This is a genomic window from Chitinimonas viridis (assembly GCF_030409555.1).
GTDB classification, from domain to species: Bacteria; Pseudomonadota; Gammaproteobacteria; order Burkholderiales; family Chitinimonadaceae; genus Chitinimonas; species Chitinimonas viridis.
Genome location: NZ_JAUFPU010000018.1, coordinates 931,762 through 947,348, shown reverse-complemented (window position 1 = coordinate 947,348; position 15,587 = coordinate 931,762). Strand labels below are relative to the sequence as shown.

10 protein-coding genes are annotated in these 15,587 nt (G+C 65.3%); 2 read left to right on the top strand and 8 right to left on the bottom strand.

Translation table 11 applies throughout. The annotated features are described in order from the left end of the window. The first annotated feature begins 18 nt into the window (after positions 1 to 18). Positions 19 to 486, top strand: a complete 468-nt coding sequence (locus QWZ03_RS17330; RefSeq protein ID WP_290333871.1) for a DUF3592 domain-containing protein — start codon at positions 19 to 21, stop codon at positions 484 to 486. A 179-nt stretch (positions 487 to 665) separates the two neighbouring features. Beyond that, positions 666 to 1,100, top strand: a complete 435-nt coding sequence (locus QWZ03_RS17325; RefSeq protein ID WP_290333870.1) for a DUF3592 domain-containing protein — start codon at positions 666 to 668, stop codon at positions 1,098 to 1,100. Between the two features lie 105 nt (positions 1,101 to 1,205). On the opposite strand, the gene QWZ03_RS17320 is transcribed toward QWZ03_RS17325, so the two are convergent. From QWZ03_RS17320 to prpB, 8 genes are all read right to left on the bottom strand, one after another. Then, on the bottom strand, positions 1,206 to 3,080 hold the full coding sequence (locus QWZ03_RS17320) for a reverse transcriptase family protein (RefSeq protein ID WP_290333869.1): 1,875 nt from the start codon (positions 3,078 to 3,080) through the stop codon (positions 1,206 to 1,208). 346 nt (positions 3,081 to 3,426) lie between these two features. Beyond that, positions 3,427 to 5,082, bottom strand: coding sequence for an SWIM zinc finger family protein (locus QWZ03_RS17315; protein WP_290333868.1), 1,656 nt, complete (start codon positions 5,080 to 5,082; stop codon positions 3,427 to 3,429). Further along, a complete protein-coding gene (locus tag QWZ03_RS17310) occupies positions 5,082 to 8,189 on the bottom strand; it encodes a hypothetical protein (RefSeq protein ID WP_290333867.1) in 3,108 nt (1,035 codons plus the stop codon). Before QWZ03_RS17310 ends, QWZ03_RS17315 begins: the two co-directional genes overlap by 1 nt. 158 nt (positions 8,190 to 8,347) lie before the next feature. After that, positions 8,348 to 9,532 carry a 2-methylaconitate cis-trans isomerase PrpF gene (gene prpF, locus QWZ03_RS17305; protein ID WP_290333865.1) on the bottom strand — a complete coding sequence of 395 codons (1,185 nt, stop codon included), beginning with the start codon at positions 9,530 to 9,532 and terminating at the stop codon, positions 8,348 to 8,350. After that, complete coding sequence (locus QWZ03_RS17300) at positions 9,529 to 9,912, bottom strand: endonuclease domain-containing protein (RefSeq protein ID WP_290333864.1); 384 nt, start codon at positions 9,910 to 9,912, stop codon at positions 9,529 to 9,531. The genes prpF and QWZ03_RS17300 overlap by 4 nt, the downstream gene beginning before the upstream one ends. 591 nt (positions 9,913 to 10,503) lie before the next feature. Continuing rightward, positions 10,504 to 13,107: a Fe/S-dependent 2-methylisocitrate dehydratase AcnD gene (acnD, locus tag QWZ03_RS17295; protein WP_290333863.1), complete on the bottom strand. Its 2,604-nt coding sequence runs from the start codon at positions 13,105 to 13,107 to the stop codon at positions 10,504 to 10,506. Between the two features lie 106 nt (positions 13,108 to 13,213). After that, positions 13,214 to 14,365 (bottom strand): bifunctional 2-methylcitrate synthase/citrate synthase, encoded by a 1,152-nt coding sequence (prpC, locus tag QWZ03_RS17290; protein ID WP_290333862.1) that lies wholly within the window; start codon positions 14,363 to 14,365, stop codon positions 13,214 to 13,216. A 322-nt stretch (positions 14,366 to 14,687) separates the two neighbouring features. Beyond that, a complete protein-coding gene (gene prpB / locus QWZ03_RS17285; RefSeq protein ID WP_290333861.1) occupies positions 14,688 to 15,572 on the bottom strand; it encodes a methylisocitrate lyase in 885 nt (294 codons plus the stop codon). Positions 15,573 to 15,587 lie beyond the last annotated feature (15 nt).

The following is a 15,587-nucleotide window of genomic DNA, read 5'->3' as shown; positions in this document are numbered from 1 at the left end:
CGATACTTACATTCTGTCATGATCGATAAAATCAAAAGCTTTCTGCTAGTACCCGTCCTTATCCTCGTCGGCATAGGCCTGCTCTATAGCGGCGTGCAGGAATACCGCCACAGCAAGGCCCTGAATGACCACGGCAAGCTGGCTGAGGCCGTGATCGAACAGGTGAACTGGTCCACCAAGCGTGGCCGTGACCGCAACTTCAAGGCCGATATCCGCTTCACCACCGAAGCCGGCCAGGAAATCGCCGGTTCGGTCGAGCTGCCCGATACGCAAGGCAAGCAACTGCGCGACAGCGACGCCCCCGGCACGCTGAAGGTGAAGTACCTGCCGGAAGACACCACGGTGGTAGAACTGGCCGACCACCAGGACAACTCCGCCGGCATGTTCGGCGGCGGCGCCGTGGCCCTGCTGGCTGCCGTAGGCGTGGTGCTCTACCGTCGCTACAAGAAGAAATCCGCTGGCGAGATGGAAACGGCTGCTGCCTGATCTACGGTAGCCAGGCAGAAAACAAACACACCGGCTCAAGGCCGGTGTGCTTATTTGTTCCCTTCCCCCCGATAGTTTCCCTATCTTGAAGTACAGCGAGGCACCTTGCACCTGTACCCACATGGTTTTTGTTTGCCTGGTTTAAGGCAATACAGCTGCAAAACAGAAGGAATAGACCGATGTTCGAGTCGACAAGAGATGCGCTAACCCTACCCGTCCTTGCTGTGGTGGGCGCCATCATGTTGTACCAAGGCTATCAGGAACGCCGCGACAACCGGGCGCTGGAAGATCATGGCGTAACGACCGAAGCCACCATCGAAAGTGTGGACTGGCAGACCATAGACTGGCGCAACCGGAACTACTCGGCCAGCATCCAATATGAAACCGAAAGCGGACGTTCGGTGCGGGCCTCGGTTGATCTATCCGACCGCCTGGGCAAGAGCCTGCGGAATCAATCTCCGCGCGATATGCCGCCATTGGAGATACGCTATCTGCCCGAGGACACCCAGGTCGTCGTGCTGTCCAATCACGCAGATAGCTCGGATTTCCTGCTTGGCGTTGGCGCCGCCTGCCTGCTGGGCGCAATAGCCATGGCCATCTATCGCCGAAGCTGAGCGGCCCGGCACTGGCCGGCATGCCTGCGACCAGAATCCGGGGAGTGCTCCACAGGGGGATGGCTAACGACGCTTTGCGCCGCCAACAGGGTTTTGTTGGCGCGCTTAGTGCAACACCCCATCGAACAGGATGCCCACCACCAAGGCCAGGGCAAAATGCCAGCCGCTGATATGGCGGGTGCGCAGGGCATACAGCATCAATGCCAGGCCACATAGCGGCAGTAACCAGAAGCGCCCCAGCACTCCGATGGCCAGCAGGGCCATGAACTGGCCTACGGCCAGCAGGCCGTAGTACTGCTGCACCCAGCCAGCGCCAGCCGGGTTGGCGCCCTGCGGCTGGGCTGCAGGCGGTGTGGCCGTGGGGCGGCTGGATGTACTCTGTGGCACCGGGGCGGGCTTCGCGGCCTCGCGCGCTGCGGCACGCTGCTCGCGTTGCTGCTGGTCGGTCTGCTCCAACTGGGGCACAGGCCGTGCAGCCGGCAGCCAGATGCGGCCCGGCGTCTGCCGGCCTTCGGCGCTGGCCGAGCGGAAAGCGCGGCGATAGCCGGTGCTGGCGGGCGCCGGCAGTACCGAGCCCCACTTGGCACGCAGCAAAGCGGCCCGCTGGCACAGCGGCTCGCCCTTGGCGGGGTCCACCATGGCGATAAAGCGGGCATAGCCCTCCAGCGCGGCAATGACGTTGCTGTTGCCATTCCACTGCTTGCCCAGCGGGCCATCCTTTTCCACCTGGAACAGCGTCGCCCGGAAACGACGCAGCGTATCGCGGCAGATGGCCGGCTGCCGGTTCACCACCACGCCGGTCACTTCCTGCCGGCTGGCAGCGCGCATGATGCGCTGCTTGTCCGGGTGCAGGGTAAAGCCCTCGTCGGCGATAATGCGCTTGACCCGCCAGAGCAGCCGGGCCAGGCCGTCGGCCTGGGGGGCATCGGCCGAGAAGGTCATATCGTCGGCATAGCGGGTATAGCTAAAGCCCAGCTTCGCCGCCGTGGCAGTGAGCCGCCGGTCCAGCCGCCGGCACAGCAGATTGGTGATGGCCGGGCTGGACGGCGCGCCTTGCGGCAGGCAGCGTTCACCCGTCTGCACATGGTAGCGGTTGCCATCCAGCTCCACCTCCTCGCTGGGCGTCTCGGTACAGATCAAGGCCAGCAAGGTCGCCATCTGGCGCGAATAGCCAAACGACTGGAACAGGCCCCGCACGCGCGGATAGGCGATGGAGGGGAAGAAATTCTGCAGATCCAGGTTCAGCACCACGGCGCGGCCGACATGGGGCAGGGCGTTACCGACGATGGAACGCCCCGGCACAAAGCCGTGCGCCGCCTCATGCAGTGGCAGCTTGGCCAGGATACGGTCCAGCACCCAGTACTGGGCACGCTTCAGGCGCGGCATGGGGGCCGAGATCAGCCGCACGCCACCGGTCTTCTTGGCAATTCCGAAGCGGCGGTAATGACTGATGCGCGAGACACTGCGGTGATAAGCCAGAAAGCGCAGCTCGGCCAATGGCACACCCATGGCATCGGCCAGCGCTTGCGGCCCATCGAGCAGCGGCAGCTGCTTGCTTGTCAGCCTGGCGGCATCGTGGCGCGCGTCAACCAGGCCCGCCGATACACCGGCGCCCAGGTAGGTGATGTCCTGTTGCATGCGGGCATGCCATGCGGTGGCACGCTCGTAGCGCAGCTGGGCATGGCGCTGGCGGGTTTCCTCGCGGCGGCGCTTGGCAGCCGCCATGCGCTCTTTCTTCATCTCCAGCAGCGCGGCCTGTGGGTCGCGCACACGGGCCAGGTTGCGGTTGATATGTTGCAGCTCCTGGATCAGCGCGGCTTCCTGTTCGATCAGCGCAGCCACCTCGCCCTCACCGGGCGAAGCCTGGCCCTGGGGCCAGAAGCCCAGGCGGCGCATTTCTTCCAGGACGACGGCGTCCTTGCTGCTGTTACGGATGCGCGCGATGACTGCTTCGCGGCTGGTTTGGGCGGCGTCGCTCATAAGGTGGCGCTACGCCGGGCAGGACAGAGGGGGAACGCGATGGCGGGGTTCTCATCGAAGAGCCTTGTAGACTGGACTGTTCCACTCGAAGCCGTAACGCACCCCTAGCGCCATCGGGCTTGGCACAAGCCGCACCGTCATGGCGCTAGGGGTGTGTTACGGCCCAGTGAAGAGCAGGCCAGTGACGCGTGGGGCAGCTAGGTACAAGGACGGCGATCCACCGTCCGGGTTGCAAGAGCCACCCCGCCATACGCGAGCCCGAGTCTATCAGACCCGGCGTTTTCTCCTCAAGGTAAAGACTGGGTTCATTCCAAGCCGGCCCAGCATGGGCCGGTATCCGGTATCGCTATTGCGTCGCCTGGCCTGCACGCTGGCGGCCAGCCGCCAGTCGCGCGGCCAGCATGTGCTCGCAGGGGCCTTTGTTGAGCCGGTTGCGGACAAAGTAATCGCATTGGCAGCTGGCCTCCACCAGCCGCTCATCGCCATCCAGCACCAGCCTGACCGGCCGCTTGCGGCCAGCGTCGTCTACCAGGGCCTCTATCACCCGACCGGCCGCCTGGGCCTGTATCGCCAGCTTGCCCACTTGGCCGGCGGCCACCATGCCGGCCGCACGCTCCTCCCGCTCGTTGCCGTAGCGCAGCTGATCCAGCGGCAGCGGCTCGCGCGACAGCTCGCGCAGCCGGTAGGCACGATCGCCCAGGTCGTAGACCACCCGCCCAGCCTCGGCAAACAGCAGCAGGCAGGATTCCGCCACCTGTGGGTCCAGCCCGGCGGCGGCACCCAGCTCGGTGGGCGTCAGCTTCCAGTGCTGGGCCAGGGTCTGGTAGACCTTCTCGCGGGTCAGCGCATCGGCATGCTTGCGAGGGCCCAGCAGGTCGAACTGGCCGGCGCCCGACCAGTCATTGGCGGTCCAGCCCGACAGCCCCAGGGTAAAGCGCAGGCCCGAGCCTTCCACCACCCAGAAGCTGGGCAGGCCGGTGCCCAGCAGATGGACTTCCACCGTCTGCGCCAGCGCAATGAAGCGCTCCAGCGTCAGCAAGCGGCGGCGGCCCCAAACCCGTATGGTCTGCGGCTCGGTGGCCGTGTGGCTGGAACGCGGGCATACCACTTCCACGCCCCAGGGCTCGAACACGGCCCGCACCGGCTTACCCGGCTCCAGCTCGAAGCGGATGGCGCGCGGCCCGGCCTTCTCCTTGCGACGCCGTAGCAGCAGACAGAAGTTGTGCAGATCCATGGGGTGCAGATGGAGCCTGTGGCCCGGCTGGGCCATGGCCGCGCTGACCTGCAGGAAGCCGCGCACCCAGCTATCGGGCACGTCTATCTTGTGTTCCACAAACCCAGGGTCGTCGCCGGTCTGGACGGTAAAGCCCTCGGCCGCCACCGCCAGCCGCGTGGTCTTGTAGTCGCGTATCTTCTGGAACTCGTCATACAGCGCGGCCGAGTAATCGATATTGGTGGTGCCGCAGGCAAACTCGCCACGGTGATCAAACGCCTCATGGCTGCAACTGACGCTGGCATAGGTCGATTCATCGCGGCTAAAGCACTCGAAGAACACCCGGTCCGGATGCACGGTGATTACCGGATCCAGCATGATCCACAGGCTGCGATCGCTGGCGTAGATATGGTCGAAGTAGCGCTGCCTGGCCTTCCAGAAAGGGGCCAGCATGGCCTGCTTGCGCCGCTGCACCTCGCCCAGCTGGGCCTGCACCGCCTTGGCCTGGCCCTGCAGTTCGCCGGCCCGTTCCATGAACTCGGCCAGCAGGGCGCCTTCCTGCGACTGCAGCCAGGCCTGGTATTCGCTGTGATCGCGCTGGCGGGTACGCAGATCCGACACCACTACGTCATGCAAAGCCGAGATCGCCTCGCGGAAGGGCAGATGGCGATTGATGTCGGCCACGAAATGCACGGGCTTGCGCAGGGTGTCGGGCGCAAAGCTGATACCGGTGCTGCTGGCATCGTTGCTGACCCGGCTCTCGCCGTAATAACGGTACTGAAACTCCATCAAGCCACCTCTCGCACAGCCGCCGCATGCACGGCCAGACCCGTTGCAATGGCGGGATAACGCCGGCGTATATCGTAAAGACCGGCGATGTACTGCGCCCGGTCGGTCAGGGCTACCGTCACGGCCAGGTGCTCGAACAGCGTGGCCACCTCGCGCGCGGCGGGCTCGGATGCGGCCGCCCGCTGGCGCAGGAAATCCAGCACCGCAGTCTTGGCCGCACGGCCACGGTTCACCTGGGCCAGCACGGTCAGGAAGTAAGGCCGCAGCCGCACCAGGGATGCCACGTCGTCAGCCACCGCATGCTGCAGATAGTCGGCCACAAAACGCTGCACCTTGAGCGAAGGGTGCTGGGCCAGCGCCATCAGGGCCTCGGTATCGCTACCCTGGGCCAGCCGGCCGCCCAGCAGAGCACAGCCCAGGGCCTGCACATCGGCATGCTCGTGGTCGCACAGCTGAATCAGCTGCGCCATCTGCCAGTCTGCCGCCGCCACCCGCGCCTGCAGGCAGGCAATCAAGGCGCCACGGGCGTCATCCCAGCGGTTGGCCAGGGCTGGCAGCAGGCCGTCCACGCCCAGCGCAGCAAAATTGGCCGCCACCATCGCCAGCGCCCGTTGCCGCACGGCCAGGGTCTCGTGGCGGGTCAGCCTGACCCACAGGCTCAGCGGCAGCTCGGCGTCGCTATAACCGTCCAGCAACCAGCTACCCAGGCGCTGGGCCGCACGGCTGCGGGCTTCCAGCAGGCGCTGGGTGGTGTCATGCGGCTGCTCACGGCTGGCCTGGGCCAGCGGCCCGGTCAACAGGGCCAGCACCTCGTCCTGCAGGCCCGCTATGGTCTCGGCCCGGAACACCACGTCCAGCAGGTTGGGCATCAGGCCCGCCAGGAAGGCCGCATCCAGCCCGGCCAAACGCAGCATCAGCGGCTGCACGGCGTGGCGCACGGTAGCCGCCGGGCACAGGGCAAAGCGGGCAATCAACTCGGCCTGGGTCAGCAACACCGGCTCGGGCAGGGCGCCCAGCAAGCGGATGGCAGCGGCCAGCACCCGCTCGTCCTCGCTCTGTAGCAAGGGGCGGTAACTGGCCGGCGGCAGGCTGCTGACGGGTTGCTCGTGGGCGATCAGCCAATCCATGGCCAGGCAGACCACCGGCACGGCGGCATGCTGCAGCAGCCCTTGCAGGCGGCCATGGTCCACCTTGCCGGCCGCCGGGCGGAAGGTATTGCTCACCAGCCAGGCCAGGTTGTCGCAGATAGGTTCCAGCGCTTCGGTGGCCGGGTCGGCATCATCCAGCCAATCGAGCAGCCTTTGCACCGTGGCCTCGGCCACCCCTGGCATGGCCAGGGCGGCCTGGCATAGCAGGCGGCTCAGCTTGCGTACCCTGGCAGTGCGAGCCAGCAGCACCGCCGTGACCAGTGTGGGGCTGCTGGCATGGCCGGCCGGGTCTGCCTCCAGCAAGGCCAGGGCCGCATCGCAGATGGCTGGGTGGCGGCTGCCCACCAGCAGCGCCAGCCAGGCCTCGCGCCGCTCGCGGCCGGGCTCGGCGGCAATGCGCTGGAACAGGTAATCGTAGGCAAACTGGGCGGTAGCGGTATATGGGCTGTTGAGCAGGCGGCGCCACAAGGTATCGCTGATGCCAGCGCAATAGGCCGGCTGCCCAGCCAGGGCACGGGCGGCAAAGCACTGCACCTGCTCGGCGCGGGATTCCAGCGCCAGCCTCAGCAGCAGATCGGGCCGCTGATCCCAGCGCTCGGCCAGGGGCTCCAGCCGTGCCCCTAGCGTGACCGGCAGAGCCTGATCGGCAGCCCAACTGCTGGCATGACGGTTGCTGCGCACCAGCCCACCAGGGCGGAACAACAGGCGGTTGAACAGGGTAGCATCGTGGTGGCGGTAATGGTATTCGCGCCGGGTCTGGTAGCGGCGGCCATCCCATACGCTACGGCTGACTTCCATATCGGGCTTGGCCGCCGCATCGTCATACTGCAGCAGGGCCGCAAAGGCCAGCGGTGGAAACTCCGCGCTGCCTGCACCGCCCAAGCGGCGCAACGTGCGCCAACCGCGCTGCACCAGGTAGCGGCGGGTACGTTGCGAGTAGGCCAGGCGACTGTCCTGGCGGACCAGCTCGTCGCTGATGCGTACCCAGCGGCCATCCAGATACCTGCCCTGGCCTTCGTAAGCATGATGGAAAGCGGCGCCAGTCTGCTCGAAGCGCCGCTGCAGCAAGGCCCACACCGTCGCATCGCCGCGGAACTCCGCCGCCTTGTACAAGCGCCTGGCGGTACGGAAGCTGCCGGCCGCAAACGGTAGCTGCGCCAACTCATCCAGCAGCAACTGCCGCGCCAGCGGCTGGGCCAGCGCAACCTGATCCAGCTGTTCCAGCCACTCGGCACGCTTATGCCGCTGCCATGTATCGGCATCGGCCAGCACTCGCGCCAACTGCGCCGGCTCGCCCGCCTGCCAGGCCTCGCGCAGGGGCAGGGGCCAGTCACCCACCAGCCGCACAGCATGGGCTGCGCGCTCGTCCGCCGACGCCAGTTGCAGCCAGGCCAGCAGCGCCATGCGCTTGACCATCTCGCTACCACCACGCCGCGACAAACCCGCCATGGCCTCCTTCGCCCCGGCATCGCCGCAGCGGCCTATGGCCCAGGCCAAGCAGTAATCCAGCATGGCATCGCCAGTGGCCAGCAACTCGACCAGGCGGGGCACGGCAGCCGCCACCCGCAACTCGCCCACCCGCCAGACCAGGCGCGAGCGCTGCCGGGCCGCCAGCAAACGCCACTGGCCGTGCTCCAGCCGGGCCAGCAAACCTGCCTGCTGCGCCGCCGTCACACCCAACGCCGAGGCATCCACCGCCGGCACCGCGCTCTCCAGGCCCACAAAACCATCATCGAGCTTGGCCGCCACGGTGCGCGCCAGCAGGGCCTGAGCGGCCGCCAGGGGCAAGGGGGCGTTGTTCTTGTGCAGCGCCACCAAGGCTTCGCCCGGCGCACCTTGGCTCAATACCACCCAATAGCCGCCGTCATCCGCCGGCGACAGCGCCAGCGTCAGCTGCAAGGGTTCGGCCCCGGGCCGGAAAAGCGCAATCGCGCCCGTGGCCATATTGTGCGTAGTCAAACTGCCCCCTCCCGTATTCGCCAGAGATGGTCGTAGCCATCGTGGCGGACGATTATAGGGATCGGGCAGGGGCTTGCCTATGGCGCTGGCATGGGTGCTTTTCCACTTGCCAGCCAGGGTGGGGAGCGGGGCGTTTCACGTGGAACGCCCAGGCCGGTCTAGCCGGGCACCCGCACCCAGCCCTCCATCAGCACCCGGGCGCTACGGCTCATGATGGCCTTGCTCACCACCCAATCGCCATCCTGCTGGCGAGCCTCCGCCCCAACCCGCAAGGTGCCGGAGGGGTGGCCGAAGCGGACTGCCGTACGAGCACCACCACCCGCCGCCAGATTGACCAGGGTGCCGGGTATGGCCGCCGCCGTACCTATCGCCACCGCCGCCGTACCCATCATGGCGTGGTGCAGCTTGCCCATGGACAGCGCCCGCACCAGCAGATCGATATCGGCCGCCGCCACGACCTTGCCGCTGGACGCCACATAGTCGGCCGGCTTGGCCACAAAGGCCACCTTGGGCGTGTGCTGACGGTTGGCCGCTTCGTCCAGGTGCTGAATCAAGCCCATGCGCAGCGCACCATGGGCCCGCAATGTCTCAAACATGGCCAGGGCCTTGGCATCGCCATTGATGGCGTCCTGCAGTTCGGTGCCGGTATAACCGATGGCCGCTGCGTCCACGAATATGGTCGGGATACCGGCATTGATCAGCGTGGCCTTGAGCCTGCCTAGGCCCGGTACTTCCAGCTCATCCACCAGGTTGCCAGTAGGGAACATGGCGCCCCCCCCGCCGTCCTCGTCCGCAGCCGGGTCCAGGAAGTCCAGCTGGATTTCCGCCGCGGCAAAGGTCACGCCGTCCAGCTCGAAATCGCCCGTCTCCTGCACCATGCCGTTGCTGACCGGCACCTGGGCCACGATGGTCTTGCCAATATTGGCCTGCCAGATACGCACGGTAGCCATGCCATCCTGCGGAACACGCGCCGCATCGATGAAGCCATTGCTGATGGCAAACGGCCCCACCGCCGCAGACAGGTTGCCGCAGTTGCCGCTCCAATCGACAAAAGCCTTGTCGATGGCCACCTGACCGAACAGATAATCCACATCATGATCCGGCCGGCTGCTCTTGCTGACGATCACCGCCTTGCTGGTACTGGAGGTCGCCCCACCCATGCCATCGATCTGCTTGCCATAGGGGTCCGGGCTGCCTATCACCCGCAACAGCAGGGCATCACGGGCGGCACCCGCCACCTGGGCCGCATCGGGCAGATCCTGCAGGCGAAAGAACACACCCTTGCTGGTGCCGCCACGCATATAGCTGGCGGGAATCTTGATCTGCGGCGCGTGCTTGCTCATGTCTCGTCTTCCTGTATTGAATAATCCGCCCCGGCGGCCAGCGTGCGGGTGAGGGCAGAACCGGTCGCCGCCCAGATAGCCGTCAGGACTGCATCGGTCTGCTGCAATATCTCTTTGTTCCAGAACCGCAAGACCCGAAAGCCCTGCCGTCGCAGCCAGGCATCCCTGACCTCATCCACCGCGCCGCCATGCTGGCCGCCATCGGCCTCCACGATCAACCGCGCGCCGAAATGGACGAAGTCCACGATGTAGGGGCCCAAAGGCTGCTGCCGGCGGAATTTCTCGCCATCAAGGCGATGCGCACGTAAATGCCGCCACAACAGCCGCTCGGCATCGGTCATGTTCTGCCGCAGGGCTTTGGCGAACTGCCGCTGTTCCATGCTGCCCCCTCTCCCCAACCCCTCTCTCGTGAGGGGAGAGGGGCTGCTGAATGATTTAGTGCTTGCTGCTGTGTTCCGGTTGGTTTGGGGGTGGGTGAGGTGGATACATTGCTTGCTGTGCCACCGGCCCCCTCTCCCCAACCCCTCTCTCGTGAGGGGAGAGGGGCTGCTGAATGATTTAGTGCTTGCTGCTGCGTTCTGGTTGGTTTGGGGGCGGGTGGGGTGGATACATTGCTTGCGGTGCCACCGGCCCCCTCTCCCCAACCCCTCTCCCGCGAGGGGAGAGGGGCTGCTGAATGATTTTGTGCTTGCTGCTGTGTTCTGGTTGGTTTGGGGGTGGGTGAGGTGGATACATTGCTTGCTGTGCCACCGGCCCCCTCTCCCCAACCCCTCTCCCGCAGGGGGAGAGGTGCTAGAGAACGAGTTCGCTGTTGTGTCGCTTGCTTTGTTCTAACGAGGCCAACAGCCGCCCATCCCATCCCATCAGCTCGCTCAGAAAACCCCAACACCCCCACACCCACCCCTACCCGCCATCCATTCGTCACCCCTCTCCCCCCGCGGGAGAGGGGCCGGGGGAGAGGGGGAGGCCCATCACCCCCTGGCAGATGCCAGAAAATCCTGAGCAAAGCGCTGCAGCACGCCGCCGGCCTCGTAGATCGAAACCTCCTCGTCGCTATCGAGACGACAGGTCACCGGCACCTCCACCCGCTCGCCGCTGCGGCGATGCACCACCAGCGTCAATGTCGCCCGTGGCCGGCGTTCGCCGATCACGTCATAGGTTTCGGTACCATCCAGGCCCAGGGTCAGGCGGTTCACGCCCGGCTTGAACTCCAGCGGCAGCACACCCATGCCCACCAGGTTGGTGCGGTGGATGCGCTCGAAACCCTCGGCCACAATGGCCTCCACCCCCGCCAGGCGCACGCCCTTGGCTGCCCAGTCGCGCGATGAGCCCTGGCCGTAGTCGGCCCCAGCGATCACCACCAACGGCTGCTTGCGCGCCATATAGGTCTCGATGGCCTCCCACATGCGGGTGACCTGGCCCTCGGGCTCGATCCGCGCCAGCGAACCGGGCTTGACCTTGCCATCCTCGCGCACCATCTCGTTCAGCAGCGTCGGGTTGGCAAAGGTAGCCCGCTGGGCCGTCAGGTGGTCGCCACGGTGGGTGGCGTAGGAATTGAAATCCTCTTCCGGCAAGCCCATCCTGGCCAGATACTCGCCCGCGGCGCTATCCAGCAGAATGGCATTGGAGGGCGACAGATGGTCGGTGGTGATGTTGTCACCCAGCACCGCCAGGGGGCGCATGCCCTGCAGTGTGCGTTCGCCGGCCAGCGCACCCTCCCAATACGGCGGACGGCGGATATACGTGCTCTGGCCGCGCCAGGCATACAGCGGGCTGACCTGCTGGCCCGCATCCTGCTGCGGCGCAAACATGGGGATATACACCTGGCGGAACTGCGCCGGCTGCACCGCCTGCTTCACTACCGCATCGATCTCCTCGTCCGAGGGCCAGATATCCTTCAGCCGTATCTCGCGGCCATCCACCACACCCAGCACATCTTTCTCGATATCGAAGCGTATGGTGCCGGCAATGGCATAGGCCACCACCAGGGGTGGCGAGGCCAGGAAGGCCTGCTTGGCGTAAGGGTGGATGCGGCCATCAAAGTTGCGGTTGCCCGAGAGCACGGCGGTCGCGTACAGCTTGCGGTCTATGATTTCCTGCTGGATCTTGGCGTCCAGCGCGCCCGACATGCCGTTGCAGGTGGTACAGGCAAACGCCACCACCCCAAAGCCCAGCTTTTCGAGATCGGGCATCAGCCCGGCGGCCTCCAGATACAGCTGCACCGCCTTGGAGCCCGGCGCCAGTGACGACTTCACCCAGGGCTTGCGCACCAGGCCCAGGCGGTTGGCATTACGGGCCAGCAGGCCGGCGGCGATCACGTTGCGCGGGTTGCTGGTGTTGGTGCAGCTGGTAATGGCCGCAATGATGACTGCACCGTCAGGCATCAGGCCCTGGGCCTCCTGCGCTCGGGCCTGGTCCAGGCCCACGGCGATGCCGCGCTCGGCCAGATCGCTGGTGGGCAGGCGCTTGTGCGGGTTGGATGGCCCCGCCATATTGCGCACCACGGTCGCCAGGTCGAACCGCAACACCCGCTCGTATTGGGCGCCCGCCAGGGCATCGGCCCACAGACCGGTATGCCGGGCATAGGTCTCCACCAGCTGGACCTGCTCATCCTCGCGGCCGGTCAGCCGCAGGTAGTCCAGCGTCTGCTGGTCGATAAAGAACATGGCCGCCGTCGCACCATACTCCGGCGCCATATTGGAGATGGTAGCCCGGTCACCCAGGGTCAGCGCCGCCGCGCCTTCGCCGCGGAACTCCAGATAAGCCCCCACCACCTTTTCCTTGCGCAGGAACTCGGTCAACGCCAGCACCACATCGGTCGCCGTAATGCCAGGCCCAGGCCGGCCCGAGAGTTCCACGCCCACGATATCGGGCAGGCGCATCCACGACGCGCGGCCCAGCATCACGTTCTCGGCCTCCAGCCCGCCGACGCCGATGGCAATCACCCCCAGCGCATCCACATGCGGTGTGTGGCTATCGGTGCCGACGCAGGTATCGGGGTAGGCCACGCCATCCAGCACCCCTATCACCGGCGACATCCGCTCCAGATTGATCTGGTGCATGATGCCGTTGCCCGGCGGGATCACATCCACGTTCTTGAAGGCCCGCTTGGTCCAATCGATAAAGTGGAAGCGATCCTCGTTGCGGCGATCCTCGATCGCACGGTTCTTGGCAAAAGCATCGGGGTCGAAACCACCGCACTCCACCGCCAGCGAGTGGTCCACGATCAGTTGCACCGGCACCACCGGGTTCACTTTGGCCGGGTCACCACCCTGGTCGGCAATGGCATCGCGCAGACCGGCCAGGTCCACCAGGGCGGTCTGGCCCAGAATGTCATGGCACACCACCCGCGCCGGGAACCAGGGGAAGTCGAGATCCCGCTTGCGCTCGATCAGCTGCCGCAGCGCATCGACCAGATTGGCCGGCTCGCAACGGCGCACCAGGTTCTCGGCCAGCACGCGGGAGGTATAGGGCAAGCCATCCCAGGCCCCAGGCTGGATGGCATCGACCGCCTCGCGGGCGTCAAAATAATCCAGCCGGGTGCCGGGAAGGGGTTTGCGGTGGGCGGTATTCATGGATGTCCCCATCTGCTACGTGTCACTACGGTACGGTATGTTTTTTGAGTGATGCAGGGCAGCCGGCGGGGCAGGGCGCCAGGCCCCGCCACCGCAGCGGCGCCGGTCAGCGCTGTGCCAGCGGCACGAACCGCAGGTTTTCCGGCCCGGTGTAGTTCGCACTGGGGCGGATGATCTTGCCGTCTACCCTCTGCTCGATCACATGCGCACTCCAGCCGCTGGTGCGCGAGATGACAAACAAGGGCGTGAACATGGCCGTCGGCACACCCATCATGTGGTAGCTGACCGCGCTGAACCAATCCAGATTGGGGAACATCTTCTTGATATCCCACATCACCGATTCCAGACGCTCGGCAATATCGAACATCTTCATGTCGTCGGCCTGCTGCGACAGCGTACGTGCCACTTCCTTGATCACCTTGTTGCGCGGATCGCTGATGGTATAGACCGGGTGGCCAAAGCCGATCACCACCTCCTTGCGTTCCACCCGGGCGCGGATATCCGCCTCGGCTGCATCGGGCGATTCGTAGCGCTTCTGCACCTCGAATGCCACCTCGTTGGCGCCACCGTGCTTGGGGCCGCGCAGCGCACCGATGGCGCCGGTAATGGCCGAGTAAATGTCCGAACCGGTGCCGGCTATCACCCGTGCTGTAAAGGTCGAGGCATTGAACTCATGCTCGGCATACAACACCAGCGAGGTATGCATGGCCTTCACCCACTCTGCCGACGGCTTCTCGCCATGCAGCAGGTGCAGGAAGTGGCCACCTATCGAATCATCGTCGGTCTCCACCTCGATACGGCGGCCGTTATGGCTGAAGTGATACCAATACAGCAGCATCGAACCCAGCGACGCCATCAGCCTGTCGGCGATATCGCGCGCGCCCGGCATATTGTGGTCGTCCTTCTCCGGCAGGGTGCAACCCAGGGCCGATACGGCAGAGCGCATCACATCCATCGGGTGGGCGCTGGCCGGCAAGGCCTCCAGCACCGCCTTCACGCTGGCCGGTATGCCGCGCAACGCCTTCAGCTTGTTCTTGTAGCCACGCAGCTCCGCCGCATTCGGCAGCTTGCCGTGCACCAGCAGGTAGGCAATCTCCTCAAACTCACAGGCATCGGCCACGTCCAGAATGTCGTAACCCCGGTAATGCAGATCGTTACCGGTGCGGCCCACGGTACACAGCTCGGTATTACCGGCAGCAACGCCCGACAGGGCAACAGACTTCTTCGGCTTGGGCAGAACGGATTGGGTATCGGACATGCTGTACTCCTTCACGGCCCGAATGGCGGGCAGGGTTAGATTGATCTTGGGTCTGATGTAACTTGAACGGCGGGCAGCGTATGGCCACCAGGGCAAACCTTGCAGCACGCCGTAGGGCGAATCGCGCCGCCCCGCCGGGTTGGACAAGGCCGCCGCGCCTGGCGGGCCGCCTCGCCCCGATACAGCTAACGGCGCTTAGAGCGGCTAACAAAACCCAGCGTAGCGGTTCTGGCTAGGCGTGTGAGCGATGGCGCGCGCAGCAGACAGTACGTGTGTACGGCAAGCTCGCACAACAACGCCAGAAGGGTTTTGTTAGGCGCTCTTACTGCCCGCTCTGCGCAAACAGCGCATCCAGCTTTTGCTCATACTCGTGGTAACCCAGGTGCTCATACAGATCCATGCGGGTCTGCATGCGGTCTATCAAGTTCTTCTGGGTACCCTCGGCCGCAATGGTCTGGTAGCTATGCAAGGCCGCCTGCGCCATGGTGCGGAAGGCCGACAGCGGATACAGCATCATGCTCACCCCCACGCTGCCCAGTTCGTCGCGGGTAAACAGCGGCGTCTTGCCAAACTCGGTGATATTCGCCAGCACCGGCACCTTCACCGCCTCCACAAAGCGCTGGTACATCTCCAGGCTCTCCATGGCCTCGGGGAATATCATGTCGGCCCCCGCCTCCACGCAACGGCAAGCCCGGTCGATGGCCGCATCCAGGCCCTCCACCGCCAAGGCATCGGTACGCGCCATGATCACGAACTCGGCATCGGTCTTGGCATCCACCGCAGCCTTCACCCTATCCACCATCTCGTCGGCCGACACAATCGCCTTGCCCGGACGGTGGCCGCAACGCTTGGCCAGCACCTGGTCCTCGATATGCACGGCAGCCGCACCGGCCCGTATCATCTCGCGCACGGTACGGGCAATATTGAAGGCGCCACCCCAACCGGTATCGATATCCACCAGCACCGGCAACTGGGTACGGTCGGTAATCCGCCGCACATCGATCAGCACGTCTTCCAGCGTGGTAATGCCCAGATCGGGGATGCCGCAAGAGCTGGCCGCGACACCACCACCCGACACATACAAAGCCTTATGGCCACTATGCTCGGCCAGAATGGCCGCATAGGCATTGATGGCGCCCACAATCTGCAAAGGGGCTTCGGCGGCAACGGCATCGCGAAAGCGACGGCCGGCGGAGACTTGGGTCATAAGGCACTCCTGAAT

Excerpts from the sequence above, each read along its gene's own strand:
- QWZ03_RS17330 (WP_290333871.1), top strand. The coding sequence starts at position 19 with ATGATCGATAAAATCAAAAGCTTTCTGCTAGTACCCGTCCTTATCCTC.
- QWZ03_RS17325 (WP_290333870.1), top strand. The coding sequence starts at position 666 with ATGTTCGAGTCGACAAGAGATGCGCTAACCCTACCCGTCCTTGCTGTG.
- QWZ03_RS17320 (WP_290333869.1), bottom strand. The coding sequence starts at position 3,080 with ATGAGCGACGCCGCCCAAACCAGCCGCGAAGCAGTCATCGCGCGCATC.
- QWZ03_RS17315 (WP_290333868.1), bottom strand. The coding sequence starts at position 5,082 with ATGGAGTTTCAGTACCGTTATTACGGCGAGAGCCGGGTCAGCAACGAT.
- prpF (WP_290333865.1), bottom strand. The coding sequence starts at position 9,532 with ATGAGCAAGCACGCGCCGCAGATCAAGATTCCCGCCAGCTATATGCGT.
- QWZ03_RS17300 (WP_290333864.1), bottom strand. The coding sequence starts at position 9,912 with ATGGAACAGCGGCAGTTCGCCAAAGCCCTGCGGCAGAACATGACCGAT.
- acnD (WP_290333863.1), bottom strand. The coding sequence starts at position 13,107 with ATGAATACCGCCCACCGCAAACCCCTTCCCGGCACCCGGCTGGATTAT.
- prpC (WP_290333862.1), bottom strand. The coding sequence starts at position 14,365 with ATGTCCGATACCCAATCCGTTCTGCCCAAGCCGAAGAAGTCTGTTGCC.
- prpB (WP_290333861.1), bottom strand. The coding sequence starts at position 15,572 with ATGACCCAAGTCTCCGCCGGCCGTCGCTTTCGCGATGCCGTTGCCGCC.